Below are 26,293 nucleotides of genomic sequence, written 5' to 3'. Positions count from 1 at the left end.
CGCCAAAACTCCGCTCTTTCCCGGATAATCCATCCCGGCGATTGCACGCCGGGGCGTTACGACCTATATTCGCGGCCATTCCCCGTCAATTTGACGATATGGGCCTTTGCCGGCAGCCCGGCAAAGCACGGAGGAGGAGCATTTGAAATGACGTCGACGCCGTTGATGCCAAAGGCGACCGCCGTTTGGCTTGTCGACAACACCGCGCTGAGCTTCGAGCAGATCGCCGCGTTCTGCAAGCTGCATCCGCTCGAGGTGAAGGCCATCGCCGACGGCGAGGCCGCGCAGGGAATCAAGGGGCTCGATCCGCTTCTGACCGGCCAGTTGACCCGCGAGGAAATCGACAAGGCCGAGGCCGACCCGAAGCACCACCTGAAGCTCGCCGAGCGCAAGGTGCGGGTGCCGGAGGCCCGCCGCCGCGGCCCGCGCTACACGCCGGTGTCGCGCCGCCAGGACCGGCCGAACGCCATCCTCTGGCTGGTGCGCAACCATCCGGAGCTGAAGGACAGCCAGATCATGCGCCTTGTCGGCACCACCAAGCCGACCATCCAGGCGATTCGCGATCGCACCCACTGGAACGCGGCGAATCTGTCGCCGATGGACCCGGTGACGCTGGGCCTGTGCTCGCAGATCGAGCTCGACCTGGAAGTGGAAAAGGCCGCCAAGAACGCCCCGCGCCCGCCCGTGGAAGAAGCCGGCTCAACGCTGCTCTCCGTCGAGGAGACGACCGCACCGCCGGTCCGCGACGCCGACGTCTTCAGCAACACCGGCACCCCGTCGGAGCCGGAGCCTGAGGAAGAGGAATACGATCCGGCCCAGGTCTTCGCCAAGCTGACGAGCCTGAAGGGCTCCAGCAAAGACGAGGACGAGGAGCCTGACGAGGAAGACACGACCGGCGAGGAAGAAACCTCCGGCGAGGAAGAGACCTCCAGCGAGGCGAGCGAAGACAGCGCCGAAGAAGAGGCGGGTTCGGGCGAAGAGAGCCCCAGCGAGGAGAGCGGCGAGGACCGGAAGCCCGAATAGGCTCGATCCTCCAAAGTCCGCAGCAGAATCGAAAACGGCGCTACCCGCGGGCAGCGCCGTTTTTTGTTGGGAACCGCTCCCGGCAGCGCTCGTCGGAATGACAAGGCGGGAAAGACATCCGGCTTGGCCAACAGGACTTTCCCTTTAGACCAGCGCTGCTGCCATGCTGCGCTGGATTGCTTCGCTCCGCTCGCAATGACGGCGAGTTGAAATTCAATAAACATTTCAACGTCATTGCGAGGGTCCGAAGGACGGGGAGCGGCGCGTGACGCGAGCCTGGGCAGGCCGACGCGGCAATCCAGAAACAGCCTTTCAGCAGACCTTGCGAGGCTCAGCTCTCGTCCGGCACCGCGACGGTGTAGTTGAGCGGCAGGCGGCCGCCGTCGGCATAAACCGTCTGGCCGGTCATGTAGCTCGCCTCCGAGGAGGCAAGGAACGCGGCGATGGCGGCGATCTCGTGCGGCTCGCCGATGCGGCCCATCGGGGTGCGCGACAGCACCTTCTTGCGGGCCGCCTCGTCGGTGGTGATGGTCGACAGCATGTCGGTCATGATCGAGCCGGGGCCGATCGCGTTGACCCGGATGCCGTGGGGCGCCAGCGACAGCGCCATCACCTTGGTGAGCTGGTTGACCCCGCCCTTGGAGACCGAATAGGGCACGTTGTCCGGGATCGCAAAGACCGCGTTGATCGACGACATGTTGACGATGGCGCCGGGCTCGCCGCCGGCCTCCACCCGCTCCACCATGTACCGCGCCACCGCCTGGCTGACGAGGAACATGCCCTTCAGATTGATCCGAAGGACCCGGTCGAAGTCGGCCTCCTCCAGGTCCAGGAACGGGCAGCCATGGATGATGCCCGCATTGTTGACGAGGACGTCGATCTCGCCGTGCTGTTCCAGCGTCGCGGCAACGAGGTTCCGCACGTCGAGCTTTTCGCCGACATCGCAATGGACGAAGCTGACCGTGCCGACATCGGCAAGGCTTTCCGCGGCCTCCTGGCCGCGCTTCTCGTCGACGTCCGCCAGTACCACCTTGGCACCGTCATTGGCGAACCGCCGGGCGATCGCATAGCCGATGCCGCGGGCGGCGCCGGTAACGATCGCGGATTTTCCTTCAAGCCCCATATCAGCCTCCGCATGGTCCTTTAGTCGGCGGCACTCTAGAGCAGCCCGCTGTCGGTTGGAACAGGGGGCAGGACGTGTTTTCCCCGACTTTGCCGCCCGGGCCATGACAGCACCCGCGCCGCCCGACACGGCGAGCGCCGACATCCGGCGCACGGGCGCAGCAGGAAAACCAAATTAGACCCTGTCAAAACGCCGCGCCAAATCGGGCGAATGGGCCCAACTCGTGCCGGCGACCAGGCAAGCGCCCGGCGAAACGGCAAAAGAAAAGGGCGCCGGCCATTTGGACGACGCCCTTTCGTAAAATCGGCGGCAATGGCCGGCGTCGGATCAGCCGACGCCATGCTCCTTCAGCGCTTCCATGATTTCATCGAGGATCGCCGGATCGTCGATAGTCGCGGGCATCCGGTATTCCTCGCCGTCGGCGATCTGGCGCATGGTGCCGCGCAGGATCTTGCCCGACCGCGTCTTCGGCAGCCGGTCGACGGTGACCGCGATCTTGAAGGCGGCGACGGGGCCGATCTTCTCGCGCACCAGCCCGACCAGTTCCTTCTCGATCTCCTCGTGCTCCCGGTCGACGCCCGACTTCAACACGACGAAGCCGCAAGGCGCCTGGCCCTTGAGCTGGTCGTGAATGCCGATGACGGCGCATTCGGCGACGTCCGGATGGCTCGCCAGCACCTCTTCCATGCCGCCGGTGGAGAGCCGGTGGCCGGCGACGTTGATGATGTCGTCGGTGCGGGCCATGATGAACAGATAGCCGTTCTCGTCCATGTAGCCGGCGTCGGCCGTCTTGTAGTAGCCGGGGAATTCGGCGAGGTAGCTCTCCTTGAAGCGCTCGTCGTTCTGCCACAGCGTCGGCAGGCAGGCCGGCGGCAGCGGCAGCTTGACGACGATGTTGCCGAGCGTGCCGGCCGCAACCGGATGGCCGGCATCGTCGAGGATCTGCACGTCGTAGCCGGGCATCGCCACCGTCGGCGAGCCGTAGACCACCGGCAGCATGCCGAGGCCGACCGGGTTGGCGGCGATCGCCCAGGCGGTCTCCGTCTGCCACCAATGGTCGATGACCGGCACCTTGAGGTGCTCCTCGGCCCACTGGATGGTGTCCGGATCGGCGCGCTCGCCGGCCAGGAACAGGGTCCGGAACGTGCCGAGGTCGTAGTCGCTGATGAGCAGTCCCTTCGGGTCATCGCGCTTGATGGCGCGGAACGCCGTCGGCGCGGTGAAGAGGGCGGCGACATTGTGCTCGGCGATCACCCGCCAGAACACGCCCGCATCGGGCGTGCCGACCGGCTTGCCTTCGAAGACGATGGTCGTGCAGCCGTGCAGGAGCGGCGCATAGACGATGTAGGAATGGCCGACCACCCAGCCGACGTCGGAGGCGGCCCAGAACACCTCGCCCGGATCGATGCCGTAGATCGCGTTCATCGACCATTTCAGCGCCACCATGTGGCCGCCATTGTCGCGCACGACGCCTTTCGGCTGGCCGGTGGTGCCGGAGGTGTAGAGGATGTAGAGCGGATCGGTCGAGGCGACGGGCACGCAGGGCACGTCGCGGCCGGCGGACTGCGCCGCCTCCATGGCGGCGAGCATGTCGACGTCGCGCTCGCCGTTGAGCCGCGCCTCCACTTCCTCGCGCTGGACGATGAAGCATTTGGCGGGCTTGTGGGTGGACAGGTCGATGGCACCGTCGAGCAGCGGCTTGTAGGCGATGACCCGGCCCGGCTCGATGCCGCAGGACGCCGAGATGATCGCCGTCGGCTTGGCGTCGTCGATGCGCGTCGCCAGCTCCTTGGAGGCAAAGCCGCCGAAAACCACAGAATGGACGGCGCCGATGCGGGCGCAGGCCAGCATCGCCATCACTGCCTCGGGGATCATCGGCATGTAGATGATGACCCGGTCGCCCTTCTGAACGCCGTTATCGAGGAGGACGGCGGACATCGCCTTCACCCGGTCGAGCAGTTCGGCGTAGGTGTAGGAGGCCTTCCGGCCGGTAATCGGGGAATCGTAGATCAGCGCCGCCTGGCCGGGCCGGCCGCGCTCCACATGGCGGTCGAGGCAGTTGTAGCACGTGTTGCAGGTGGCGCCGGGAAACCAGCGGCCATAGGCGCCGCTGTCGGCATCGAATACCTTGTCGTAGGGCGTGAACCAGTCGATCTCCTCGGCCGCGTTCCCCCAGAACCCGTCCGGGTCGTTCTTCCAGCCCTCATAGACCTCGTTATACCGGCTCGCCATGGCGCGTTTCTCCCAACTGCAGGTTTCCGGCAAATTGGGCAAATTCAACGGACAAATGCAAGTCGGCGATGTTACGACTTTCCGACTAAGCAACGCCGCTTATGGCCGAAAACGATCCGAAGCCGCTTCCAAGGACGCACGGAAGCGCATCCCGGCAACCGCAGGCGTGCGGCCGATCGCCGGCATCGCGGCCAAGATGCTTGACGCGGAGCCCGATCTGACGTCGATGTGGCGGCCATGATCTCAGACCCGATGTTCTACTGGGCCGCGGTGCCGGCCGTGCTCCTCGTCGGCCTGTCGAAAGGCGGTTTCGGCGGCTCCTTCGCCCTCCTCGGCACCCCGCTGATGGCCCTTGTCATCCCGCCGCTGCAAGCCGCCGGCATCATGCTGCCGATCCTCGTTGCCATGGACATCGTGGCGCTGACGGCCTACCGGCGCCGCTTCGACAAGAGGACCATCGCCATCCTGGTGCCGGCCGGCGTCATCGGCGTCACCATCGGTTGGCTGACGGCGGCGATGATCACCGCCGCCCATGTCCGGCTCATCGTCGGCACCATCGGCCTGTGGTTCACCCTCGACTATCTCCTGAAGCGCAAGGGCGAGCGGGCACCGGCCGAACACAACATCGCCAAGGGCGGCTTCTGGGGGACGGTTGCCGGCTTCACCAGCTTCGTCAGCCACGCCGGCGGCCCGCCGTTCCAGATGTACGCCCTGCCGCTGAAGCTGGAGCCGGTGCTGTTTGCCGGCACCTCGGCGATCTTTTTCGCCTCGGTCAACGCGGTGAAGCTCGTCCCCTATTTCGCCCTCGGCCAGTTTTCGACCCAGAACCTGACGACCTCGGCCGTACTCCTGCCGCTCGCCCCCATCGGCGTCATGAGCGGCGTCTGGCTGGTCAAGCGCATCCCCATGAAGCCGTTCTACCGCATCGTCTATTCGGCGGTGTTCCTGGTGTCCTGCAAGCTGATCTGGGATGGCATTTCCGAACTCGCCCTCCGGTAAAGCGCAGTTGCGGACCGCCGCGATTTGGTCTTAGGTCACTGCAAAAAAATGACTGCCGCTGCCCGGCATGGCGGCGGCGATGACGCGCGACAGGGACCCCGGACGAGACGGTCCGGGTGACGGCAATGCGCGACCAGGGACGAGGAAACCGCCGTGACGGAACAGCCCAACCAGTACGACCTTCATCTCGACAAGACCCCCGCCAACTACCAGCCGCTGACGCCGCTGACGCTGCTGCAGCGCTCGGCCCTGGTCTTCCCCGACCACGTGGCGATCATCCACGGCAACCAACGCACCACCTATGCCGAGTTCTACGCCCGCTGCCGGCGGCTCGGTTCGGCGCTGGCAAAACGCGGCATCGGCAAGGGCGACACGGTCTCCGTCATGCTCGCCAACACGCCGCCGATGCTGGAGGCCCATTACGGGGTGGCGATGGCCAATGGCGCCGTCGTCAATACCCTCAACACACGGCTCGACGCCAAGATCATCGCCTTTTCCCTCGACCACGCCGAAACGAAAGTGCTGATCGTCGACCGCGAGTACTCCGCCACCGTCAAGGAGGCGCTGACCCTGACGGAAAAGGTGACGCCCCTCGTCATCGACTATGACGATCCGGAATTTCCGCAGACGGGCGAGCGCCTCGGCGATCTGGACTACGAGGAGCTGCTGGCCGAAGGCGACCCGGAATTCGACTGGCCGATGCCGGACGACGAATGGAACGCCGTCTCGCTCAACTACACCTCCGGCACCACGGGGAACCCGAAGGGCGTCGTCTACCACCACCGCGGCGCCTCGCTGCTCGCCAACGGCAACGTGGTGACAGCAGCGATGGGCAAGCACCCGGTCTATCTCTGGACCCTGCCGATGTTCCACTGCAACGGCTGGTGCTTCACCTGGTCGCTGTCGGTCGTCGCCGGCACCCATGTGTGCCTGCGCTGGGTCCGCGCCGATGCGATCTGGAAGGCGATCGCCGAGCACAGGGTCACGCATCTGTGCGGTGCGCCCATCGTCATGTCGACCATCCTCAACGCTCCGGCGGAGGACAAGCGCGACCTCGACCACACCGTGGAGTTCATGACCGCGGCTGCGCCGCCGCCGGAGGCCGTGCTCGCCGCCATGGGCGACAACGGCTTCAACGTCACCCACCTCTACGGCCTGACGGAGACCTACGGCCCGGCCGTCGTCAACGACTGGAAGGACGAGTGGCAGGCGCTGGAAGGCCCGGCCCGCGCCGCCCGGAAGGCGCGCCAGGGCGTGCGCTACGCCGCCCTGGAAGACCTCACCGTGATGAACCCGGAGACGATGGAGAAGGTGCCGGCCGACGGCGAGACCATCGGCGAGGTGATGTTCCGCGGCAACCTCGTCATGAAGGGCTATCTGAAGAACCCCTCCGCGACCGATGCCGCGTTCCGCGGCGGCTGGTTCCATTCCGGCGACCTCGGCGTCCTCCACCCGGACGGCTACATCCAGCTCAAGGACCGCTCCAAGGACATCATCATTTCCGGCGGAGAGAACATCTCCTCCATCGAGGTGGAGGACGTGCTCTACAAGCACCCGGCGATCGCGGCGGCCGCCGTCGTCGCCAAGCCGGACGACAAATGGGGCGAGACCCCGTGCGCCTTCCTGGAACTGCGGCCGGGGGCCGAGGTCACGCCCGACGAGGTCATCGCCTATTGCCGGGAGAACCTTGCCCACTTCAAGGTGCCGCGCCACGTCCATTTCACGGACCTGCCGAAGACCTCGACCGGCAAGATCCAGAAATACGTGCTGCGCGAGCAGGCCAAGGATCTCTGACGCACGCCCGTGCAGGCGGACACCTCCCGGGCAGCGCTTTTTTGGTGTCTTGAACAGTGCCCGGTCCCTCGCCCATCATGGGACCGTTATTGACGAGACCGATTATGGCGTCCCGCCGCCGTGACCGCGCCGACGATATCGTTTGCGCGGCCGGGGCGGGCAACCGACAGGAGATTTGAGCAAGATGTCGATCATCCCCCCGTCGGGCGGCGGCTACGGCCCGGGCACCGGACGCCCGAAAGCCCACAAGGAATTCAACCTGCCCGGCTGGCTGCTGATCGTGGAGTTCGTCGTCATCGGCGCGCTCGCCGCCTGGGCCGCCAAGCGCTTCGCCGGCCTGCCCTGGCTGCCGTCGGCCATCGCCGGCATGGTCGTCTTCGTCGGCCTGATGAGCCTTCTTTACAAGACCCGCTGGTTCTTCTGGGTGTACCTGGCGATCGTCACGCTGGTGCCGGCGCTGATCTTCGGCGATTTCATGAAGTTCCATGTCCCCGAGGAATGGGCCTGGGCGTCAGGCATCGCCCTTGCGCTCGTCAGCGGCTGGGCGCACTGGGCAGCGCGCTCGGAAATCTATGACGAGGACGAGACCGCGCCGCCGCAAGAGCCGCCCAATGGCTGACGACCGATAGGGTCGGCGCTTGCCAACGGGTAACAGGCGCCATGTCGTGCCTCGCACCGCCGTCGAGCAGTCGTGCGCAATGGTCCTGGGCGCGACGTCGCCGGGCACAAAACACCGGCCGCGGAGCAGACCGCCCGCGCCCCAGTCGTCGATTTCAGAAAAATAAAACAGGTATCCGCCAGAACCGCACGGATAGCGGCGGCGGGATCGGAATGATCGCAAAAGGCCGACCGGCGAATTATGCCAATGGCGCCGCGAGCAGAACCTCAGGTCTTGGCGTTCGGGTCCCGCTCGCGGATTTCTAGGACGTGGTTGACGTTACCGTCGCAGAAGCTGATCTCAAGATGTTCGGATGCGCGAAATCTCGTCCTTCAGAAGCAGTTTCTTGCGCTTTAACTCGGCTACGTGGAGATCGTCATACCCCGGATGGGCCAGTTCCTCTTCGATTTCCCGTTCCAGCGCGTGATGCTGTTCTTCGAGGTTAACGAGAGCGGCATTCTGAGACATGTCGAAAAGCCTCCTTCTATCCCAAGTTTGACAACACAAGTGTGACATATGGGAACCGGTCTGTCGAAAAAAAAGTCCCCCTCGCAGCCCCGAATCACCCCTTTTTGCGGGGTTGACCGCGTATACCCTGAAGACGTGCTTCCGGTGCCCGGTAACACCGTGCTATCGTGGTGAAATTCCTGTTTAAAAATGATCGCCGGAGGGGCTCCGCCTCCGCATCTGAACGGTGAGGTTGCGCCGTTGGACGTCGAAGAAAAAGCTGCAGCGGAAGCAGAGCTGGCGCGGCTGCGCGAAGAGCACCGGGATCTGGATACCGCCATCGAGGCGATGGTCGCCAATGCCCGGGCCGATCACTTGCAGGTTCAGCGGCTGAAGAAGCGCAAGCTGGTGTTGAAGGACCGGATCAGCCAGCTCGAGGACGACACCCTACCGGACATTATCGCCTGAGCCGAAAACCGCCCTGGCATAGGCCTCGCGGCGGCGTCTCTTGTCGCGGTACATCGCCGCGTCGGCCTCGTCGAGAACGGTCTCGCAGGCGCCCTCCGTCTCCAGCGGCGCAACGCCGGACGACAGGTGCAGCGGGATCGGCGTTCCGAAATCGCAAAGCGGGTTTTCCTCCACGAAGGTGACGAGGGCCCTGACCCGCTTCACCGCCTCCGCCGGCACCGTGTTCCACAGGAGCATGGCGAACTCGTCGCCGCTCAGCCGGCCGACGAGATCGGATTCGCGCACGTTTTCCAGGAGCAGCCGCGCCACATGGCGCAACGCCGCGTCGCCGACCCGGTGGCCGAACCGGTCGTTGATGGTCTTGAACCGGTCGACGTCGAAAAAGACGAGCGTCGCGGACACGCCGTAACGGCCGCTGAAGGCCTTGGCGCGTTCCAGTTCCCGCATGAAGCCACGCCGGTTGAAGACGCCCGTCAGTTCGTCCTCGTCGAGCTTGCCCTCCAGGTCCTTTATCCGGCAATCGAGCGTGTGGATCAGATGCTCGAAGGCATGGACGATCTGGCGGGCCTCCGGTGCGAGGTTCCGCAAAAGGATGTCGTTTATCGCTGCCGGACCGGCCTCGGACGGGTGGACAAGAACCACCTCGTCACCAGCCCGAACGGCAGTTTGCACATGCTGGTCTTCCATGGCGCTCTCTTTCGCGGTTACCGCAATCCGGCGCAACAAGTTTACGGCCTGATAGTACGACCGCCATTGCGATTTCCTCACTTAGACCAATAAAAATTTAGCGGTGCAACCAGGGGAAGCATTAGCGCATTTTCAGCAACGCGCTAATATGCAGAGACCATTAAAGAATCCGGCGAATAAATATTTCCGCGACAAAAACGCCGCAGGGCACGGCTCGCGCGACGGGCGAGTTGCGTGCAATGCATACACTCCCGATAGCGCCGCCGAAGAACCGCGATTCGCCGCCTTGCGCCGCCGAAGCCCGTCCCTATAATCCCCGGCTTTCCGACCCGGCGCCGGCCCACGGCCCGGCATCCGGCCCTGTCCGCGAGGTAATCCAATGCCGTTAACGGCCGCTCCGGTCGCCATCATCATGGGCAGCCAGTCCGACTGGCCGACCATGCGCCATGCCGCCGAGACCCTCGACGCCCTCGGCATCGCCTATGAGGCGCGGATCGTCTCCGCCCACCGCACGCCGGACCGGCTCTACGACTTCGCCAAGGGCGCGAAAGACCGCGGCCACAAGGTGGTGATCGCCGGGGCCGGCGGCGCCGCCCACCTGCCCGGCATGACGGCCTCCATGACGCCGCTGCCGGTGTTCGGCGTGCCGATCGAGTCGCGCACCATGAAGGGCATCGACAGCCTCTATTCGATCGTCCAGATGCCGGCCGGCATTCCGGTCGGAACGCTCGCCATCGGCCGCTCGGGCGCCGTCAACGCCGCGCTGATGGCCGCAAGCGTGCTGGCGCTCTCCGATGCGGCCCTCGCCGACCGGCTCGATGCCTGGCGCGCCCGCCAGAGCGAGGCGATCGCCGAGGCCCCGAGCGACGAGGACTGAGCGGCAATGGCGCGACTTTCCCCCGGTGACACCATCGGCATCCTCGGCGGCGGCCAGCTCGGCCGCATGATCGCCATGGCGGCCGCCCGCCTCGGCCTCAAATGCCACGTCTATTGCCCGGACGCCGCCTCGCCGGCCTTCGAGGTCGCAGCGAAAAGCACCTGCGCGCCCTATGAGGACGAGGCGCAGCTTGCCGCCTTTGCCAAGGCCGTCGACGTCGTCACCTACGAGTTCGAGAACGTACCGGATACGACGGCCGCCGTCCTTGCCGCCCATGTGCCGGTGCGCCCCTCGCCGGAATCCCTGCGCGTCTGCCAGGACAGGTTGACCGAAAAGACGTTCCTCGCCGACGCCGGAATCGCAACGGCGGCCTTCCGCAAGGTCGACAGCCTTGAGGAGCTAAAGCAGGCGCTCGGCGAGATCGGCACGCCGGCAATCCTGAAGACCCGCCGCTTCGGCTATGACGGCAAGGGCCAGACGATGATCCGCGACGCCGCCGGGGCCGCGGACGCCTGGGAAGAGATCGGCAAGGCTCCGGCGATCCTGGAGGCGGTCGTCCCCTTCGCGCTGGAATGCTCGGCGATCGTCGCCCGCGGCGCCGACGGCGATACCGCCGTCTTCGACATCGCCGACAACCGCCACGAAAACCACATCCTGAAATTCTCCACCGTGCCCGCCCCGATCGCGCCGGAAACGGCACAGCTTGCGGCCGACATCGCCCGGCGCATCGCCGGCGCCCTCGACCATGTCGGCGTCCTTGCCGTGGAGCTTTTCGTCGTCCGCAACGGCGAAGCCGAGAGCCTCTTCGTCAATGAGCTCGCCCCGCGGGTCCACAATTCCGGCCACTGGACGGAGGATGCCTGCGCGGTCTCCCAGTTCGAGCAGCATGTGCGGGCGATCGCCGGCTGGCCGCTCGCCGTGCCGCGGCTTGTCTGCCCCGTCCAGATGGAGAACCTGATCGGCGCCGATGTCGAGCGCTGGCAGGAGATCCTTGCCGAGCCCGGCGCCCGGCTCCATCTCTATGGCAAGGGCGACACCCGCCCCGGGCGCAAGATGGGTCATGTGAACCGGTTGACCCCGTCGAACGGCAGCTTCGGAACCTTCCCGAAAGTGCCGCTTTGACGTGGACAACCTGTGGCGATTCTGCTATCCACTGCGCCACATTTGCGACGCGACAGCGGCGCCAAGGGATCGTTCGCCCGTTTTCGGCGGAAATCCCGGCAAGATCACACGAAACCAACACAGGAACTGACGCGTGCAGGTACTCGTCCGCGACAACAACGTCGACCAGGCTCTGAAGGCGCTGAAGAAAAAGATGCAGCGCGAGGGCATCTTTCGTGAAATGAAGCTTCGCGGCCACTACGAGAAGCCGTCGGAGAAGAAGGCCCGCGAAAAGGCCGAAGCCGTCCGGCGCGCCCGCAAGATCGCCCGCAAGCGGGCACAGCGCGAAGGCCTGCTGCCGGGCAAGGCGCCGCGCCGCTAGGGCAACGCTAAAACGGCGCCGCGCGGCAAGCAATGCCGCAGCAGGCGCCGGCACGCCCGACCCGGACGGCGCAGCAAAGGTCGCGCAAGCCGGATAATGGTGGGCCCCGCGCCGGACGCCTCCGGCGCCGATTGTCATGGGGCGGCGAAAGCGCCGCCCGATCCTGCCGGACCTCGAAACGACCTTCCGGACAGACCATACGCCGGCCAGCGTCCGGCCCCGCGCCACGGCCCCCGACAAAAGGGCATTCCGACGGGCGCGGCAAACCGCCGGACCGCCGTTGCGCCGCGCGGTTGTTCGCAAAAAGCGACGTGTGCTAAATGTTTTCCATGAAAATAGCCCGGGAAAATGTCATGGGGTATCCCGTCTCGGCCATCAGAAGGTTTCGCGCCGGCAGCCTTGCCGCTGCAATCCTCGCCGTTGGCCTCGCCGGCTGCCAGGTCGATTCCGTCTCCGGGCCGACGGCGAGCGAGCTCGACCCCTATACCGGCTCCAAGGAAAACATCGAAAGCCTGTCCGCGGTGCTGGAAGCCAACCCGCGCGATCCGCACGCCTACAACATGCGCGGCACCGCTTTCGGCAAGGCCAACAAATCCGAACAGGCGATCCAGGACTTCACCCGCGCCGTCGAACTCGACCCGTCCTATTACCAGGCCTACGCCAACCGCGCCCTCGTCTACCGCAACATGGGCCGCATGGACCTGGCGCTCGCCGACTACAATCGCGCCCTGTCGATCAATCCGAACTACGATTCCGCCTATGTGGCGCGCGGCAACATCTACCGGCAGCATAACCAGGCGGGCCTTGCCCTCAACGACTACAACAATGCGATCCGGCTCAATCCATCGGACCCGCGCGCCTATCACAACCGGGCGCTGATCTACCAGGCGCGGAACCAGCACGACAAGGCGGTCGACGACTTCTCGCGCGCCATCGGCCTCGATCCGAAGGCCCCCGCCCCCTATAACGGGCGCGGCGTCTCCTATCTCGCCAAGGGCAATCCCAAGGCGGCGCTGGAGGACTTCAACTGGTCGCTGGAATACGACCGCAAGACCGCCAGCGCCTGGGCCAATCGCGGCGTCGCCCTGGAAGAGCTCGGCCACAAGAACGAGGCGATCGGGTCCTATAACCGGGCCATCGCCCTGGAAGCCACCAACAAGACCGCCCGCGAAGGCCTCGGCCGCCTCGGCGCCACCTACAGCCGATCGCGCACGTAACATCCGTCAGCAGGCCATGACGGCACAGCTATCGCCGGTCTCGATCGACCGGCGCATAGCAGCCAGAGGCGCATCCTCGTCAAAGACGACGCCCCCGCCCGCCTGCACAACGCCGAGCGACGTCCACAGGCCGTCGAGATCGGGATCGACCGGCGTTGCCCGCCAGTCCCCGTAGAGCGTCATCAGCACCCCGGTGCCCGTCGCCGCATCCGCTGCGGCAAGCGTGCGCTCAATCGGCCAGAAATCCGTGAAATCGCCGCCCGATACCAGAACGCCGCGAAGCGCGTCCCTGAGGTTCCTGGCGCCGTTCGTCCGCTTGCGGATTTCCGTATCGGCGACGAGCGCGAAGATCGCCCCACCCCAGTAGGTGCGGCCCCAGGTCGGCGTGTTGTCGAGGCCGTGGTCGCCGGCCTTGGGCAGGCCGTGCGGCATGCGCGTCACGAACTCGCCCCAGACCTGCGTCCGGTCGAGATCCCCGGCCTGCATCCGAGCGATGGACTCCACATAGACCGCGAGCCCCTCGGCCAGCCAGTCGTGGTTTCGGCGCATGCGCGGCAGCGCCAGGTGCACCATCTCATGCACCATGATCCAGTCGCGCCTCAGGTCGGCAACGTCGCTGGCCTCGCCGACCATGACGCGCAGATAGGCGCCCCGGTCGCCGAACGCCTTGCCGGACCGGACACCGGTCCCGCCAACGCCGACGACGTCAAGTTGCACCCGGTCGACCGGAAAGCGCCCATAGTAGCCGGCAATGACCTCCGCCGAGCGTCGGATCCAGGCAGCAAGGGCCGCCTCGGGCAGCCGGAAGTCGCCGCGATAGGACACCGACAGCGTCGCCCCGCCGACGGCGATCTCCTGGCGTACCGGTTCGCTCTGCTGCGACAGCGTCGGCACCACAGCAAGGCCGAGTGTCAGGACCGCAATCGCGATCCGACCGGAAATCCACGCCATGGCGTCCTCCTTCGCTTTGGTCAGGAAGAGGCCAGCCTATCCACACGCGAGGCACAGCGGGCATCAAGCCGTTTCAGGATGTCGTGAAGGACCGTTGACGTGCCAGACAAGAAAAGGGCGCCTGCCGGTCGGCAGACGCCCTTTCCAATCGGTATTCCGGATTTCCCGGTTCTTACGCTTCCAGCGCCTTGACGATGCCCTCGACCATCTTCTTGGCGTCGCCGAGCAGCATCATGGTGTTGTCGCGGTAGAACAGCGGGTTGTCGATGCCGGCATAGCCGGACGCCAGCGAGCGCTTGGAGAACATCACCGTGCCGGCGTTCCAGACATGCAGCACGGGCATGCCGTAGATCGGCGAGGACGGATCGTCCTCGGCGGCCGGGTTGGTGACGTCATTGGCGCCGATGACATAGGCGACGTCCGCCTGGCTGAACTCCGAGTTGATGTCTTCCAGCTCGAAGACCTCGTCATAGGGCACGTTGGCCTCGGCCAGCAGCACGTTCATGTGGCCGGGCATGCGGCCGGCGACCGGATGGATCGCGTATTTGACCTCGACGCCCTCGTGCTTCAACGCATCGGCCATTTCGCGAAGCGCGTGCTGCGCCTGGGCGACCGCCATGCCGTAGCCGGGGACGATGATGACCTTGCCGGCATTCTTCATGATGTAGGCCGCGTCCTCGGCCGAGCCGCGCTTGACGACCTTGTCGCCGGTGTCCTCGGCCGCTGCCGCCGTCTCGCCGCCGAAGCCGCCGAGGATGACGGAGATGAAGGACCGGTTCATGCCCTTGCACATGATGTAGGACAGGATCGCACCCGACGAGCCGACCAGCGCGCCGGTGATGATCAGCGCCGTGTTGCCGAGGGTGAAGCCGATGCCGGCCGCCGCCCACCCCGAATAGGAGTTGAGCATGGAGACCACCACCGGCATGTCGGCGCCGCCGATCGGGATGATGATCAGGCCGCCGAAGACGAGCGCGGCGATGGTGATCGCCCAGAACGCGGAATGGTTTTCCGAGCCGACGAACCAGATGATCAGGATCACGATCAGGGCAAACAGGCCGAGATTGATCGCGTGCCGCGACGGCAGCAGGATCGGCGCGCCGCTCATCCGCCCGTCGAGCTTCAGGAAGGCAATGACGGAGCCGGTGAAGGTGATGGCGCCGATGGCGACACCGAGCGACATTTCCACGAGGCTCGCCCCGTGGATAGCGCCCGGAGAGCCGATGCCGAAGGCCGTCGGCGCGTAGAGCGCACCGGCCGCCACCAGCACCGCGGCCATGCCGACCAGCGAGTGGAAGGCGGCAACGAGCTGCGGCATCGCCGTCATCGGGATCTTCTTGGCGGTGAACGCGCCGATGCCGCCGCCGATGGCGATCGCGAGGATGATCAGGAACCAGGCATCGGCCGCCGGAGACGCCACGAACAGCGTCGTGACGATGGCGATACCCATGCCGATCATGCCGAACAGGTTGCCCTGCCGGGACGTTACCGGATGCGACAGGCCGCGCAGCGCCAGGATGAACAGGACGCCGGCGACGAGATAGAGAAGAGCCGTGATGCTTGCGGACATCTAGTCAGCCCCCTCAGCTTTTTTTCTTGTACATGGCGAGCATGCGCTGGGTGACCAGGAAGCCGCCAAAGATGTTGACGCTGGCAAAGACCAGCGCGATGAAGCCGAGCACACGGGCCCAGGTGCCGCCCTCGCCGACCATGTCGACGCCGACGGCAAGCAGCGCACCGACGACGATGACGCTGGAGATGGCGTTGGTGACCGACATCAGCGGCGTGTGCAGCGCCGGGGTCACCGACCAGACCACGTAGTAGCCGACGAAGATGGCAAGCACGAAAATCGCCAGCCGGAACACGAACGGATCGATCGCGCCGCCGGTGGCGGCGTGGACGGCCGCGCCCGCGGCATCGCCGATCTGGTCGACATAGGACTGGGCGGCTGCGGCCGCGTCGGTCGCCTCCCGTGCGGACTGGGCGGCGGCATCGGCCGCCGCGCGCGCACGTTCGAGCGCTTCGGCCGGGGTAAGATTAGCCATGAGTGAAGTCCCCCTTAACCGGCGAATGCCGGGTGAACGATGGAACCGTCGCGGGTCAGGACCGTCGCCTTGACGAGCTCGTCCTCCCAGTCGACGGCAAGCGCCTTGGCCTCCTTGTCGATCAGCGTCTCGACGAAGGCATAGAGGTTCTTGGCGTAGAGCAGCGAGGCGGTGGCGGCGATGCGGCCGGGCACGTTGAGATAGCCGGCAACCTTGACGTCGCCGACGGTGGCGACCTCACCGGCGACCGCGCCCTCCACGTTGCCGCCGCGCTCCACCGCGAGATCGATGACGATCGAGCCGGGCTGCATGGAGGCGAGCATCTCCTTGGTGACGAGCTTTGGTGCCGGACGCCCCGGGATCAGCGCCGTGGTGATGACGATGTCCTGCTTGGCGATGTGGGAAGCGACCAGTTCGGCCTGCTTCTTCTTGTAGTCGTCGGACATTTCCTTGGCGTAGCCGCCGGCGGTCTCGGCTTCCTTGAACTCCTCGTCCTCCACGGCGATGAACCTGCCGCCGAGGGACTCGACCTGCTCCTTGGCCGCCGGGCGAACGTCGGTCGCCGAGACGATGGCGCCGAGCCGCTTGGCGGTGGCGATCGCCTGCAGGCCGGCAACGCCGGCGCCCATGACGAAGACCTTGGCCGCCGACACCGTGCCGGCCGCCGTCATCATCATCGGCATCGCCCGGTCGAACAGCCCGGCCGCGTCGATCACCGCCTGGTAGCCGGCAAGGTTCGCCTGGCTGGACAGAACGTCCATGACCTGGGCGCGGGTGATGCGCGGCATGAAGTCCATGGTGACGGCCGTGATGCCCGCCTCGGCCATCGCCTTGACGTCGTCCTCGTGGCCGAAGGGATCCATGGTCGCCACGACCAGCGTCCCCTTCTTGATCGCCTTCAGCTCGTCGGCATTGGGACGGCGCACCTTGAGCACGACGTCGGCGCCGGTGAAGGTCACCTTGGCGTCCTTGGCGATCGTGGCGCCGGCCTTTTCATAGGCTTCGTCGGGGATCCGCGACAGCGCGCCGGCCCCCTTCTGAACGACCACCTCGGCCCCAAGGCCGATGAAACGCTTGGCCGTTTCCGGAGTCAGCGCAACGCGCGCCTCGACCGGATCACTTTCCAGTGGGACTGCAATTTTCATGACTGTTCCGAACTAAGCGACGGTAAGGACTACGAACGCCACCCCGAGAACGAAGACGAGGGCACCGGGTATCCAGCCGCGCGGGCCGGCGAACAGGCCGATGAGTGCGGTGACGATCGCCAGGAAGACGATCAGCGACCCGGTCCAGACCGACCACGACCCGCCGAAGGCGTAAAGGACGAGGGCGACAAGGATGCTGAAGATGTTGGCGACAGAGACCTTGATCAGCGACATGAAGCGCTCGTAGGTCTCGTGGTGGGCGTTGAAATCGGTTGCCGGCTGGCTGGTCTGGCTCATGCTCCCCTCCCTTTGAATCAAGGTACGTCCGGGCTGTTATAGCAAAGCATGCGCCTGCGGCAACGCGGGCGCATAACAGTTTTCGAACCGCCATGCGCAGGAAGGCATAGCACTTGTTGTGCAACGCCGAAAGACCCGGCGGCTCATATTACCGAAGGCGCATGCAAGCACTGCGCCGCCGGCGCCTTTGCCTCATTGCTGAGTCGCGACTGCCTCCAGCGACAGCCCCGTCTCGGCCAGCGCCTCGCGCTGGCGCCGGGCGACGACGTCGATGTCGAAATCCTCGATCTGGCTGTTGAAGAGCTGGTAGAAATTCAGCTCCGCCCCCAGATGCAGGAACACGCCGCCGAGACCGATCGCCGCCCGGTCCATGAACACGAACTCGCGCGGCACCGTCACCGGGCCGCGTTCCTTCAGTGCCTTGTGCACCTGGAAGGCTTCCTTGCGGCCATATTCGGACGGCGAGACGCCGTCGGCCATGGTCCGCACCCGGTCGGTCAGGATCGGCCCGTAGATGAACCGCGCCCAGACATTGAGGATCTCGATGACGTCCTTGGTCAGGCCCTTGAAGCCCCAGCGTTCATAGGCGTGCACCACCCGCTCGTCGTCATTGTCGCGCAGCCCGGTATAGAGGTCGACGACGCCCTTGATGAATTCGGGCGGGAAGATGCGGATGCAGCCATAGTCGAGGAGGTTCATGCCGGCCGGTCGGCCATCCTCCTCGAACACCGTGTAGTTGCCGAGATGCGGGTCGCCATGGATGACGCCGTAGTGGCTAAACGGATACCACCAGGCCTTGAAGAGGGTCTCCGCGACGACATTGCGCTCTTCCAGCGAATGCTCGCGGTATTCCAGCAGCCGCCTGCCCTCGAGCCAGCCCATGGTCAGAAGCCGCTTGGTCGACAGTTCGTCGACGATCTCCGGCACCCGCACCTGGTCGTTGTCGGCGAAGATGCTGTCATAGAGCTTCGTGTGCCGGGCCTCGCGGTAATAGTCGAGTTCCTCGCGCACCCTGGCGCCGATCTCCTTGGCGATCTCGCGGGTGTCGATTGCCGGCTTGGTGCGCCGGTGGATGGAAAAGATGATGCCGAGCTGGTTGAGGTCGGCTTCGACGGCCGATTCCATATCCGGATATTGCAGCTTGCAGGCAAGATTGCGCCCGTCGGTGTGGACCGCCCGGTGCACCTGGCCAAGCGAGGCGGCCGCTGCCGGCTCGTGCTCGAAGGAGGCAAAGCGCTTTTGCCATCCCGTTCCGAGCTCGGCCGTCATCCGCCGCTTGACGAAGGCCCAGCCCATCGGCGGCGCATTGGCCTGCAGCTTGGCGAATTCCGTCGCATATTCCGGCGGCACAGCGTCCGGAATGGTGGCGAGTAGTTGCACCACCTTCATTAAGGGGCCCTTCAGCCCGCCGAGCGCTGCGGCGAGTTCCGCCGCGTTGCGGTCGTGGTCGGCATCGCCGCCGAAAAAGCGCGTGCCGGCCATGCGCGCGGCAAGGCCGCCCATATTGGTGCCGACCCGGGCATAGCGCCGGACCCGGCCGCTGAAGCGATTGGCTTCGCTGTCCTTGATCTTGTCGTTCATCGGGATCGCAAAAACTCACTGGCACATCGTCGACGCGCACCGCCCGGCCGCGTTTCATCCACGCCTAATATGGCATTTCGACGCCCGATGAACAGGCGCGGCGATGCAGCGCGTCGGAAACGCGTGCCAGAACCGCGGCGGCGGCCGCAGGAACCGGCGGGCGCCGGACCCGGATATCCCGTCGCCGGGCACCCACCGGGGGAAAGGGAATTCCCATTCCCACAATCTTTTGGTGTCATTTTTCTCAAAAATACATCTATAGTTTAGTCAGAAAAATGACTTCCAGGGCCGGCGCTCGCAGGCCGGAGCATTTGCCCCTCGAGCGCCCGAATGCGCCTGGAGCACGGGGGAAGCGCCATGTCACAACGCCGGCTGGCGACAGCATATCTGGTCTGTCTTGCCTTTCTGCCGATCATCGCCACCGCGCCCGGCACCAGCGAGGTGCTCGCGGCCTCGCTCTGCGAGCATCCGGTCACCGAAGCGACGAGGCAGCGACTTGCGAGTTGGGATCGCCCCGTCGTCCACGCGGAGATCGCCACCGCCTGGACGGGACGCTGCGACAACTACTGCGAACCGATCGTCGACATGGCGGAATCCTGGCCGTCCGATCACCGTTGGGCGACCCGATCGCTGGCCCGTCGCGACCGCTTTGCCGTGCGCACCGACCACGTCCGCCAGGGCACGGCCGCATTCGCTTTGGACCTTCGCGCCGAGGACGAGGCCTGGGAAGAAGGCAAGTACAAGCAGGAGCTGCGGGTCGCGGGAAACAAGCGCTGCCGGTTCGGCCAGGAGGCCTGGTATTCCTTCTCGTTCCGGATGGACGGCGACTTTCCGAAGACCGGCTCGACGCGCTGGATCATCGGGCAATGGAAGGAAGAGACCGGCGAGAGCCCGTTCCTGGCCCAGCGCTTCGACGACGGGGTCTTTCACATCACCGTCCAGACGAACCATGAGCGCACCACCATCGCCAGCGCCGGCCGGCGCTACAAGCCGGGCATTCCGCCGGCCCTGAGGCGCGCCGGGCTCCTGAGGATGACGCCGGCCCGTCCGCCGAGGCTGCCGGACCCCGCAAAGGGCTGGGTCGACATGCGCTACCGGGTCAAGGGCGGGCGCGACGGCACCGGCCTCATCGAGGTCTGGGCCAATGGCCGGTTCATCGTTCGGGTGACCGGCAAGATCGGCAACGACGTCTTCAAGGGCCCGACCCAGTATTTCAAGATCGGCCACTATCGCAACGTCGACGTGCCCCGGAACCGGTTCGGCCACGGCACCTTCCATTTCGATCGCTTCCGGCGCGGACCGCGCCGTGCCGACGTCGATTGACCGGCAATTCCGTTACGGTGCGGCGGCGCCCGTTGCGCAGGCGCGGCGATGGAGCGCGCCGGAAAGCAGCGCGAACACCACGGCGGCGGCCACCGCATAGACGGCCATGGCGACGAACTGCGTCTCGATGGCAACCCCGAGATCGATCAGCCAGCCCATCAGGCCCGGCGCGATGGCCGTCGACAGCACCGCCGCCGCAACCGCCACCGAGCGGATCGCGCCGATATGGGCGCTGCCGTAAAGCTCCGCCCAGACCGCCGCAAGCACGGCGGAACTGCCGCCCTGGGTCAGGCCGGCGAGCACGAAGAAGAGGAGCGCCAGCCCCGGCTCCGGCGACCAGGCAAGGACCAGCAGCCCGGCCGCCATCGGCAGCAGATAGGCCGGCAGCGCCCGCCGCGCCGACCAGCGGTCGATGATCCATCCGGTGGCGAGGCCGCTGGTGATCGAGGTTGCGGCAAAGAACGGGTAGCCGGCCGCGAACCAGGCAAGCTCCCAGCCCTTGGTCTCCACCAGATGCACCTGGTGGAAGAAGACGCCGGTGACGATGAAGGCCGGCGCCAGCAGCCCCGGCAGCAGCACCCAGAACAGCGGATCGCGCAGCACCCGGGCGCGGGTCCACTCCTCCACCGGCGCCCCACCCTCGCGGCTCGTCGGCAGCGGCGTCCGCGGCTGCCTGGACTGGCGCAAGAGGACCATGGAAAGCGGCACCGCCAGCGCCAGCACGACGCAGGCGACGACCCAGGTCTCACGCCAGCCGATCGCCGCGGCAAGGAACACGCCGATGGCCGGAAAGACGGCCTCGCCGACCGGATGGCCGAGGGCGGCGATGGCGATCGCCCGGCCGCGCTCGCGGTTGTACCAGCGCGCCATCGCCGTCAGCGCCACATGGTCGAGCATGCCCTGGCCGAACAGCCGCAGGCCGAAGAGAGCGAGCGCAAGGACGGCGATGCCGGGCGACAGCGCCATGGCGAGGCAGGTCACGGCCAGCCCGCCGAGGATCAGTCCGCTGACGAGATCGAGCCGGCTGTGGTCGGCGAACTTGCCGATCCAAAGCAGCGTTGCCGCGCTCGCCAGCGTCGCCGCCATGTAGAGCGTGCCGAAATCGCCGTGGCTGAGCCCGTATTCGGCGCGGATCTCGCCGCCGAACAGCGAAATGAAGAAGGTCTGGCCGAAGCTGGAGGCAAAGGTCAGCAGGAAGCCGGCAAAGAGCCAGCGCAGATTGGCGGCGGCAAAGGCCAGGAAGCCCATGGGAAAGACTTTCGAAGGTCGGGGGCGCGTGATCGGGCCGCGGGAGGCGGCCGGGACGCGGCGCCATCCTTGACGCGGCCCGGCCGTCCCTGTCCAGAGGTTTTTGGGGGCAGCGGCGCGAACCGCAGGCCCGCGGGAGCGAAAACCGGGCCCGGTTTTCGGACAAATCCGACGCTCCAACAAGAAGCATTTTTGTTCGGTTTACGATGTCCCTTGGTCCGCAAATCCCCGAGAAAACAAGCCGATGCCGGAGGATCAGACGGTCAAAACGCCGATTTTTTCCCCAATCTCGACCCCTCGCCTGCATCATTGCCGGGCTTGACCCGGCGATCCATGAGGCCTCTGCTTTCAACCCGTTAGGCTGAAATGTGCCGCACGTCACCATGGACCACCGTGTCAAGCACGGCAGTGACGCGGAATGGGCGGGTGCCGGAGTGCTTAAGCCATGAACCGGACAGTCGCGAACAGAAAGAGAGAGCCGGAATGCGATCCAACCTGACCGCATACTGCACTATCAGGCGTCGCCGATAGAGGGCCGGATTCAGGCCGGCTGTGGCGCCCCGGCGATGTCGGAAAGCAGCGCATGGATCGCCGGCGCGGCGCGGGTCAGCCCCTTGTAGCGGAGCTGCTCCGGCGTCATCGCGGCAAGCTGTTCGGCCAGCGCGGTCGCGATCTTTTCCCGTTCCGGATGGGCGCGGACGGCGGCAACCGGGTCCACATGGATGCGGATCGTGAACAGGATATCGCGCGTCTCCGGCAGCCGCATCAGGGTCTGGCGCTCCACCCGCACGGCGAGCTTCTCGGCAAGCTCGGCCGGCGTGAGCGCCGCCATGTCCTCCTCATGCGGCTCGGCATGCCTCAGCTTCGTGTCGGTATAGAGCGACCAGTTGAACCGCTCCACGGCGCTGCCCGGCGCCAGATTGTCGAAGATCCGCTCCACCACCGTCAGCATCCGCCCGGCGAACCCCGGCACCGGATCATGGATCGCGCCCATCGGCTTTGCGAATTTGTCCGCAAGCTGCCAGGACGACGGAAAACAAACCGCCGCCGCCGCGAGACGCCAGCCCTCATCGCCCTTGCGCATCAGGCAGAGGTCTTCCTGCACGAGAAGCGCCGCGAGTTTCAGGGGGGCATCGGCGAAGTCGGAGAAGTGGTAGTGGCGGTCCGCCGAATGGGCGGCAGCCTCGGCGCCCCGATGACGCGCCGGCCGGCCCACGCCGCTGCGACCGTTGATCCCGACCTCGCCGAGCACCGCACGAGGCCGGACCGTGACGCCGTCGCGATCCATCTCGTGGAGGCCCGGTCGCTGGCCGGTCGCGGAGGCGAGCACCACCTTCAGGATCTCCGCCTGCGCCGCAAGCGTGCCCTCCTCAGCCCGGAACACAGCCGCCTCGTCGGCGGCGAACAGCGCCCCCTTCTCGGCAAGGTCGTGCGCGAAGCAATCGTCAACCTCGACAATCGCCTCCGGCCCGATCGGCTTCAGCCCGATCGAGAAGGGTTTTGTCGTGAGATAGGGCTTGCGGACGAACGAGCGCATGGGAGCGGTTTAGACGCGAGGACGACGGCGAGCAATACGTGGCGTTGTCGCGTCGACCGACGCCACGCAAGGCTGCAAGGAAAAATCGCCCGAGCGATCGCCGGGCGATTTGGAGGCGAGAAAGAGGTGGCACCGATCAATTGCAGCCCACCGGGCCGCCCGGGAGGAGTTCTTCGCGCCTCGGGCGGCATTTCCGGACGATCATCGAAGCGACGCCAGGCATCACATAGGGGCCCATTCGGGACTGCCGCCCGCCGCCCCGGAAATGGCCGTAGCCATGGCCCCGATGCCGCCGACCGTAGCGGAAGCGTTTGGCGTGATGGCGCTTCACCCGCCAGCCGGCCTTGATGAACCCGGCCGCCTCGGCATGGGCAAGCAAGGCCCTGCCCGGCGGGATGATCGGATGGGCGCTCGCAGTGCCGTGGAACGCCGTCAGCAGCGCCGCCAGTGCCAGTCCGGAAAGAAATGTGCGTTTCATGGGTCGTCTCCTTCGTCCTTGAAGATGCGCTGCGGAGCATCCCGCCGCGCGCCGCGTCCATCCGCGATCCTTTCAACATGGGACGAGGGCCGGCGAGGGAGTGTGATGGAGGTCATGTTTGCGGCGATTGCCGAGCGGTTCGGCACAGGACGGCCGAACGGCATCAACGACCGCACATCCCGGGTGCAGACCTGCGGGCTCCACAAAAGAGCGCCCCCCGGCATCGCGGCGAGCGGCAAGGCTCACGGCAAGTCTACTTGGATATGTTTTGCGAAATTAAATTATAATCAATAAAATATTCCAAATGCATGTAACAACTCCAAATCACAAGCGTTGACTCGTGAATTTAACATGTCAATATGACGGAACGCCGCATGCATGACGCGCCGCCGCAGTCGAAACGACTTGCCAGGGCCCGCATCATGCCGCGCCGGATCAAATAAATACCATCAAAAATAACATTTATAGGGAAGAATATGAGTCTCACAAGCTTCGATGGCGCGGCGCAGCGCCCGATCCTGGCGTTCATGGCGCCGTTCTACACAGCCTTTGCCCAGCCTCTGGGATGGCTTCTCTTCCGCATCATCATCGGCGGCATTCTGGTTGTGGAGGGTTGGCCGAAGATACAGGCTCCCTTCGCGCAGACCGGTTTCGTGGAAGGGATCGGCTTTTATCCCGGCTGGTTCTGGTCGCCGGCGCTGGCCGCCGTGCAGTTCTTCGGCGGGCTCATGATCGTCCTCGGCCTGTTCACCCGGCCGGTGGCCCTCGCCGTCGCCTTCATGCTGTTCGTCACGCTCGTCTTCCACGTCACGCACCCCTATGGCGATGCCTTCCTGACGGCCGCGGGCCTGGACGCGCTCGGGCGGGATGCGGACGCGTTCCTCACGGCGGCGGGCCAGAGGCGGCTCCTGGACGATGGCGGCGCGGCGTTCCTCGCCCATGTCCAGAGGAAGGCGGAACTCGCCTCGACCTTCTGGTTCGCCGGCGCCGCGATCATCGCCGCCTTCGGAGGCGGCCGGATCTCGCTCGACCGGATGCTCCTTCGCCGGGAATTTTAGGGCGCATTGGCGCGGCTCCGTTCACGTCGCCGCGCCACCGCGACCTCTCTGAGCGCTCACCGGCAGGCGGGATCGCTCGCCGGGAACAGCGCATCGAGGCATTGACGCCGCCGGATCAGCATCGAAGCGACGCCGGGATGCACATAGGGACCCAGCCGCGACGACCTGCGCCCGCCCCGGAAACGGCCATAGTCGTGGTGCCGGTGCCGGCGATCGTAGCGGAACCGCTTGGCGTGGCGCCGCTTCGCCCGCCAGCCGACCTTGATCACCTCCGCGTCCTCGCCATGGGCGAGATAGGCCTTGCCCGGCGGGATGATCGAATGCGCGCTCGCCGCGCCCTGGAACGCCGTCAGCAGCGCCGCCAGTGCCAGTCCGCAAAGAAATGTGCGTCTCATGGGTCGTCTCCTTCGTTCGATGCGCCGGAGGCGCGCGCCGCGTTCTTGCGACCGTTTCAACATGGGAACCACGCGGACGAAGGAGTGTGATGGGGATCATGTTCGGGGCGATTGCGTGTCCTGACGGGCATCGAACCCGCCAAACCGCAACGATCCGGCCGCGCACCGCCCAGAAAAAGGTAGGAACAAATCCCACCTTGTGGCATCATTTCGCCAAGCGAAGGAGTTCCTCACATGGCAAACGGGAAGAAATCCTATTCCGTCGGCACGCGCTACGAAGCGTTCATCGCACGGCAGGTCGAGGAAGGCCGCTTCAACAACGCCAGCGAGGTCGTGCGGGCCGGCCTGCGGATGCTCGAAGACTACGAAACCCGCCTTGGCGACCTGCGGGACGCGATCGCGAAGGGCGATGCCGACATCGAAGCGGGCAATGTGTTTGAATATGCCGGCGCGCAGGACCTGACGGACGATATCGTGAAGCGGGGCATGGAACGATTGAACCGAAAAGACTGATCCTGTCGGCCCGGGCGCGGGACGATCTCACCGAGATATTTTTTTATGTTGCCGAAGATAGCGTGGAGGTCGCCACCGCTTTTGTGGCGGACATTCACGCCAAGATCGAGTGGATCGCCAAAGTCGACTTCACCGGCTCGCCGCGCGACCACATCAGCGAGGGGTTGCGCGCCTTTCCCTATCGGAAGCGCTGCATTTACTACCGCTCTTATCCGGATCGTATTGTGATTGTGCGGGTTTTGCACGGAGCCAGGGATGTGACCCTGCAGGAGTTTGACGACCCGTCCCGGGCATCCTGATTCCTTAGGATGTTCGCATTCGCGCAGTATTCAAATTCAAACGGCAGAACACTATCGACGAAGGACGGGCGCGCTGGCAAGATTGCAGCCAACCCTCCCGTCTCGGCAGGTGAAAAATGGAAAAGAGAGGATAACGAGCAAATGGCCACAACCTGTTTCTTCAGCGAAAAAGTTCTGGACCAAGGTGGAGAGCTTTCCATGGATGTCGAATTGGGACGGTCATCCTTCTATGCTGGATGTGCGACCCCGTCTGGAACTGGCGAAGAGAGCATTTATCTCAGCATCAACGGCAACAGCGTGATTATGGACCGCTCAATGGCGACGAAATTCGTAGAGGCCGTTATGAAAGTTGGAAGATATCATCAACTGATCGAATAGCCTTCTGTCTTATCCATATTACAATCTCAATAGTCCT

The 26,293-nt window shown here is 65.4% G+C and carries 28 protein-coding genes and 1 pseudogene; 15 read left to right on the top strand and 14 right to left on the bottom strand.

The features are described 5' to 3' along the window. Positions 1 to 147: 147 nt before the first annotated feature. Positions 148 to 873, top strand: a pseudogene (locus M2319_RS02360) (DUF1013 domain-containing protein); the annotation flags it as partial. A gap of 481 nt (positions 874 to 1,354) precedes the next feature. On the opposite strand, the gene M2319_RS02355 reads toward M2319_RS02360, so the two are convergent. Then, complete coding sequence (locus M2319_RS02355) at positions 1,355 to 2,146, bottom strand: SDR family NAD(P)-dependent oxidoreductase (protein ID WP_264599820.1); 792 nt, start codon at positions 2,144 to 2,146, stop codon at positions 1,355 to 1,357. A gap of 327 nt (positions 2,147 to 2,473) precedes the next feature. Further along, on the bottom strand, positions 2,474 to 4,378 hold the full coding sequence (locus M2319_RS02350) for a propionyl-CoA synthetase (protein ID WP_264599819.1): 1,905 nt from the start codon (positions 4,376 to 4,378) through the stop codon (positions 2,474 to 2,476). Here M2319_RS02350 and M2319_RS02345 point away from each other — a divergent pair. The 4 genes from M2319_RS02345 (at position 4,377) to M2319_RS02330 (ending at position 7,790) form a co-directional block, all read left to right on the top strand. After that, positions 4,377 to 4,619, top strand: coding sequence for a hypothetical protein (locus tag M2319_RS02345; protein WP_264599818.1), 243 nt, complete (start codon positions 4,377 to 4,379; stop codon positions 4,617 to 4,619). The genes M2319_RS02350 and M2319_RS02345 overlap by 2 nt on opposite strands. Beyond that, positions 4,616 to 5,377, top strand: a complete 762-nt coding sequence (locus tag M2319_RS02340; RefSeq protein ID WP_264599817.1) for a sulfite exporter TauE/SafE family protein — start codon at positions 4,616 to 4,618, stop codon at positions 5,375 to 5,377. The genes M2319_RS02345 and M2319_RS02340 overlap by 4 nt, the downstream gene beginning before the upstream one ends. A gap of 153 nt (positions 5,378 to 5,530) precedes the next feature. After that, complete coding sequence (locus tag M2319_RS02335) at positions 5,531 to 7,171, top strand: acyl-CoA synthetase (RefSeq protein WP_264599816.1); 1,641 nt, start codon at positions 5,531 to 5,533, stop codon at positions 7,169 to 7,171. 184 nt (positions 7,172 to 7,355) lie between these two features. Further along, the gene (locus M2319_RS02330) at positions 7,356 to 7,790 is read left to right on the top strand and encodes a hypothetical protein (RefSeq protein WP_264599815.1); all 435 of its coding nucleotides are present in this window, start codon (positions 7,356 to 7,358) and stop codon (positions 7,788 to 7,790) included. A gap of 339 nt (positions 7,791 to 8,129) precedes the next feature. On the opposite strand, the gene M2319_RS02325 is transcribed toward M2319_RS02330, so the two are convergent. After that, positions 8,130 to 8,297 carry a DUF465 domain-containing protein gene (locus M2319_RS02325; protein WP_264599814.1) on the bottom strand — a complete coding sequence of 56 codons (168 nt, stop codon included), beginning with the start codon at positions 8,295 to 8,297 and terminating at the stop codon, positions 8,130 to 8,132. Positions 8,298 to 8,486: 189 nt separating this feature from the next. Between M2319_RS02325 and M2319_RS02320 the strand changes: the two genes are divergently transcribed. Then, positions 8,487 to 8,744 carry a YdcH family protein gene (locus tag M2319_RS02320; RefSeq protein WP_264599813.1) on the top strand — a complete coding sequence of 86 codons (258 nt, stop codon included), beginning with the start codon at positions 8,487 to 8,489 and terminating at the stop codon, positions 8,742 to 8,744. Here M2319_RS02320 and M2319_RS02315 read toward each other — a convergent pair. Beyond that, positions 8,724 to 9,431 carry a GGDEF domain-containing protein gene (locus M2319_RS02315; protein WP_264599812.1) on the bottom strand — a complete coding sequence of 236 codons (708 nt, stop codon included), beginning with the start codon at positions 9,429 to 9,431 and terminating at the stop codon, positions 8,724 to 8,726. The genes M2319_RS02320 and M2319_RS02315 overlap by 21 nt on opposite strands. Before the next feature lie 379 nt (positions 9,432 to 9,810). Here M2319_RS02315 and purE point away from each other — a divergent pair, with 379 nt between their 5' ends. The 4 genes from purE (at position 9,811) to M2319_RS02295 (ending at position 13,008) form a co-directional block, all read left to right on the top strand. Continuing rightward, a complete protein-coding gene (gene purE, locus M2319_RS02310) occupies positions 9,811 to 10,308 on the top strand; it encodes a 5-(carboxyamino)imidazole ribonucleotide mutase (RefSeq protein WP_264599811.1) in 498 nt (165 codons plus the stop codon). A gap of 6 nt (positions 10,309 to 10,314) precedes the next feature. Next, entirely contained in the window at positions 10,315 to 11,430 is a 1,116-nt protein-coding gene (locus M2319_RS02305; protein ID WP_264599810.1) for a 5-(carboxyamino)imidazole ribonucleotide synthase, read from the top strand. A 133-nt stretch (positions 11,431 to 11,563) separates the two neighbouring features. Continuing rightward, a complete protein-coding gene (rpsU, locus tag M2319_RS02300) occupies positions 11,564 to 11,791 on the top strand; it encodes a 30S ribosomal protein S21 (protein ID WP_264599809.1) in 228 nt (75 codons plus the stop codon). A 353-nt stretch (positions 11,792 to 12,144) separates the two neighbouring features. Beyond that, positions 12,145 to 13,008, top strand: a complete 864-nt coding sequence (locus tag M2319_RS02295) for a tetratricopeptide repeat protein (RefSeq protein ID WP_264599808.1) — start codon at positions 12,145 to 12,147, stop codon at positions 13,006 to 13,008. Positions 13,009 to 13,014: 6 nt separating this feature from the next. Here M2319_RS02295 and M2319_RS02290 read toward each other — a convergent pair whose 3' ends face one another. The 6 genes from M2319_RS02290 to M2319_RS02265 form a co-directional block, all read right to left on the bottom strand. Beyond that, positions 13,015 to 13,959, bottom strand: coding sequence for a hypothetical protein (locus M2319_RS02290; RefSeq protein ID WP_264599807.1), 945 nt, complete (start codon positions 13,957 to 13,959; stop codon positions 13,015 to 13,017). Positions 13,960 to 14,131: 172 nt separating this feature from the next. Further along, positions 14,132 to 15,529 carry an NAD(P)(+) transhydrogenase (Re/Si-specific) subunit beta gene (locus M2319_RS02285; protein WP_264599806.1) on the bottom strand — a complete coding sequence of 466 codons (1,398 nt, stop codon included), beginning with the start codon at positions 15,527 to 15,529 and terminating at the stop codon, positions 14,132 to 14,134. A gap of 13 nt (positions 15,530 to 15,542) precedes the next feature. After that, positions 15,543 to 16,004: a proton-translocating transhydrogenase family protein gene (locus M2319_RS02280; protein WP_264599805.1), complete on the bottom strand. Its 462-nt coding sequence runs from the start codon at positions 16,002 to 16,004 to the stop codon at positions 15,543 to 15,545. A gap of 14 nt (positions 16,005 to 16,018) precedes the next feature. Then, positions 16,019 to 17,149, bottom strand: a complete 1,131-nt coding sequence (locus M2319_RS02275) for a Re/Si-specific NAD(P)(+) transhydrogenase subunit alpha (protein ID WP_264599804.1) — start codon at positions 17,147 to 17,149, stop codon at positions 16,019 to 16,021. 12 nt (positions 17,150 to 17,161) lie between these two features. Continuing rightward, positions 17,162 to 17,446 carry a hypothetical protein gene (locus M2319_RS02270; protein WP_264599803.1) on the bottom strand — a complete coding sequence of 95 codons (285 nt, stop codon included), beginning with the start codon at positions 17,444 to 17,446 and terminating at the stop codon, positions 17,162 to 17,164. 192 nt (positions 17,447 to 17,638) lie between these two features. After that, positions 17,639 to 19,027: an ABC1 kinase family protein gene (locus M2319_RS02265; RefSeq protein ID WP_264599802.1), complete on the bottom strand. Its 1,389-nt coding sequence runs from the start codon at positions 19,025 to 19,027 to the stop codon at positions 17,639 to 17,641. A 357-nt stretch (positions 19,028 to 19,384) separates the two neighbouring features. On the opposite strand from M2319_RS02265, the gene M2319_RS02260 reads away from it, so the two are divergent. Continuing rightward, positions 19,385 to 20,350 (top strand): polysaccharide lyase, encoded by a 966-nt coding sequence (locus tag M2319_RS02260; protein WP_264599801.1) that lies wholly within the window; start codon positions 19,385 to 19,387, stop codon positions 20,348 to 20,350. Between the two features lie 12 nt (positions 20,351 to 20,362). Here M2319_RS02260 and M2319_RS02255 read toward each other — a convergent pair whose 3' ends face one another. The 3 genes from M2319_RS02255 to M2319_RS02245 form a co-directional block, all read right to left on the bottom strand. Beyond that, positions 20,363 to 21,598, bottom strand: coding sequence for an MFS transporter (locus M2319_RS02255; RefSeq protein ID WP_264599800.1), 1,236 nt, complete (start codon positions 21,596 to 21,598; stop codon positions 20,363 to 20,365). Between the two features lie 541 nt (positions 21,599 to 22,139). Beyond that, complete coding sequence (locus M2319_RS02250) at positions 22,140 to 23,135, bottom strand: heme-dependent oxidative N-demethylase family protein (RefSeq protein WP_264599799.1); 996 nt, start codon at positions 23,133 to 23,135, stop codon at positions 22,140 to 22,142. Positions 23,136 to 23,271: 136 nt separating this feature from the next. Continuing rightward, positions 23,272 to 23,613, bottom strand: coding sequence for a hypothetical protein (locus M2319_RS02245; protein ID WP_264599798.1), 342 nt, complete (start codon positions 23,611 to 23,613; stop codon positions 23,272 to 23,274). Positions 23,614 to 24,089: 476 nt separating this feature from the next. Here M2319_RS02245 and M2319_RS02240 point away from each other — a divergent pair, with 476 nt between their 5' ends. Further along, positions 24,090 to 24,671 (top strand): DoxX family protein, encoded by a 582-nt coding sequence (locus tag M2319_RS02240; RefSeq protein ID WP_264599797.1) that lies wholly within the window; start codon positions 24,090 to 24,092, stop codon positions 24,669 to 24,671. Positions 24,672 to 24,727: 56 nt separating this feature from the next. On the opposite strand, the gene M2319_RS02235 is transcribed toward M2319_RS02240, so the two are convergent. After that, positions 24,728 to 25,066 carry a hypothetical protein gene (locus M2319_RS02235; RefSeq protein ID WP_264599796.1) on the bottom strand — a complete coding sequence of 113 codons (339 nt, stop codon included), beginning with the start codon at positions 25,064 to 25,066 and terminating at the stop codon, positions 24,728 to 24,730. A gap of 234 nt (positions 25,067 to 25,300) precedes the next feature. Between M2319_RS02235 and M2319_RS02230 the strand changes: the two genes are divergently transcribed. Genes M2319_RS02230 through M2319_RS02220 form a run of 3 tightly spaced genes read left to right on the top strand, consistent with a single transcriptional unit; the run spans position 25,301 to position 26,256 of the window. Then, positions 25,301 to 25,579, top strand: a complete 279-nt coding sequence (locus M2319_RS02230; RefSeq protein ID WP_264599795.1) for a type II toxin-antitoxin system ParD family antitoxin — start codon at positions 25,301 to 25,303, stop codon at positions 25,577 to 25,579. Beyond that, positions 25,507 to 25,878: a type II toxin-antitoxin system RelE/ParE family toxin gene (locus M2319_RS02225; RefSeq protein WP_319801759.1), complete on the top strand. Its 372-nt coding sequence runs from the start codon at positions 25,507 to 25,509 to the stop codon at positions 25,876 to 25,878. Before M2319_RS02230 ends, M2319_RS02225 begins: the two co-directional genes overlap by 73 nt. A 9-nt stretch (positions 25,879 to 25,887) precedes the next feature. Then, complete coding sequence (locus M2319_RS02220; RefSeq protein WP_264599794.1) at positions 25,888 to 26,256, top strand: hypothetical protein; 369 nt, start codon at positions 25,888 to 25,890, stop codon at positions 26,254 to 26,256. Positions 26,257 to 26,293: the final 37 nt, after the last annotated feature.

Origin of the sequence: Rhodobium gokarnense, from assembly GCF_025961475.1 — a bacterium.
GTDB classification, from domain to species: Bacteria; Pseudomonadota; Alphaproteobacteria; order Rhizobiales; family Rhodobiaceae; genus Rhodobium; species Rhodobium gokarnense.
This window is presented reverse-complemented; position numbering and strand designations above follow the sequence as displayed.